The 1,587-nt window shown below is 42.1% G+C and carries 2 protein-coding genes; both read right to left on the bottom strand.

The genetic code is table 11. The features are described from left to right. Positions 1-265: 265 nt before the first annotated feature. Complete coding sequence (locus KTR07_RS28055) at positions 266-1,150, bottom strand: IS3 family transposase (protein WP_008764101.1); 885 nt, start codon at positions 1,148-1,150, stop codon at positions 266-268. A gap of 8 nt (positions 1,151-1,158) precedes the next feature. Then, a partial coding sequence (locus tag KTR07_RS28050) for a transposase (protein ID WP_225011986.1) occupies positions 1,159-1,587 on the bottom strand: 429 nt, incomplete at its 5' end.

Below are 1,587 nucleotides of genomic sequence, written 5' to 3'. Positions count from 1 at the left end.
TGATGTGTACTGGTTTTAGTTGACAACTTCGTTTGTTATAACTGAATTAGTTTACTCAATATACTTTAATATCTAAATAGGTTTACTTTTGTTATTCTTATTCCTATGTTAGTTGTCTTTTGTTGGTGCTTGCAAATTTATGCATCTTCCTTTATTTACGCAAGCCTTCTTCAGGAAAATGTAATGTTGCCAACAACCAAAAACTCTTCGGTCGGGGATCGCCCTAGCGGCAAGGGGCGGGACCACCCGTCCCGACGAGCGGGTATTATGCTGTTAATCCTCCCGTTTCGCTGACCACTTCCATAGGTGTCCTCATGTTTATCCCTTGATGAGGCCGCACATGATTATATACATATACAGCATCTTCAATGCGCTTGCTTACTTGCTCGAAGCTCTCATCATCACAGTCGAATAGCCAACCGTTTTTAATGGTGTTGTTCATTCTTTCAGCCAATGCATTATGTAAAGGATCACCACACTGCGTCATACTGATGTTGATTTGATGCTCTTTAAGCCTCTCTACATATTTATTTGAGCAATATTGGACACCCCGGTCGGAATGATGAATAAGAGTGCTCATGTCTATGTGATACTTCTCATAGAATGATATTGCCATCTCCAAAGCTTTCAAGGGCCCCTCCGTCTCAAGAGTTTTGTAAAGCGCATATCCCACGATGGCACGACTTGACGCATCGGTAAGCAACGAGAGGTAAGCCCAGCCCTGACCGGTGTTTACGTAGGTTATATCCGCCACTACCATAGCGCCCAATCTTGTAGCGACAAATTTGGGTGCAACATTCAACAGATCGGGGTAGATATAGTAATTATGGTTCGAATTCGTTGTTTTAGGACGCTTGCGACTTGTACGTTGACACAAACCATTGGAGCGAAAAATGTCATAACAACGATCACGACCGATAACCATCTTTGGTCCAAACTTACTCACGCAGCAGGCGTATAACTCGCGCATACCAGCTTTGGGCATGAGTTCCAACAGTTCTTTGCAGTACAACACGATGCTTGTGGTAAGGATATCAACCTCCAAATGTCGGTTCACATGCTTGTAATAACCTTGTCGGGTTATGCCGAAGTAATCACAGAGGAACTTTATACAACCACGTTTGCGTCGGGATGAGTACCTCTGTGACAAGGTGTCGATTACTTGGCATCGGAGTTTTTTCGTACCTTGATATGATACGTGGATTCAGCAAGATTGATGAGTTCTTCGCACGCCTCGTGACGTAAACTCTCATCAGCAAGAGCCCGATGAAGTTTACGGTTCTCAGCACGCAATAGCGATAGTTCTTTCTGGAGCTCAGAAATACTAGAATCAATAGCATCGCTATTTACTGGTTTAGAGGATCTACCCATATCTTTGTCTTCTATTTGATACTTGTTAAGCCAATAAGTAAGAAGCTTGGCACAAAAGCCGTGACGCTTACAAAACTCAGATTTGCTCTCGGGACTTGATAAATACTCACGAATATAAGACATTCGTTCATCATCACTGTAATAGTTGTACTTCTTTTTCGAATATTTCATCTTTATTTTCGATTTTTGAAGTGTCAACTTATTCAGTACACTACA

Origin of the sequence: Bacteroides sp. MSK.20.82 (assembly GCF_019052485.1) — a bacterium.
Lineage (GTDB): Bacteria > Bacteroidota > Bacteroidia > Bacteroidales > Bacteroidaceae > Bacteroides > Bacteroides thetaiotaomicron.
Note: the sequence above shows the minus strand (reverse complement) of the source record. Positions and strands in the feature narration are given on the sequence as shown.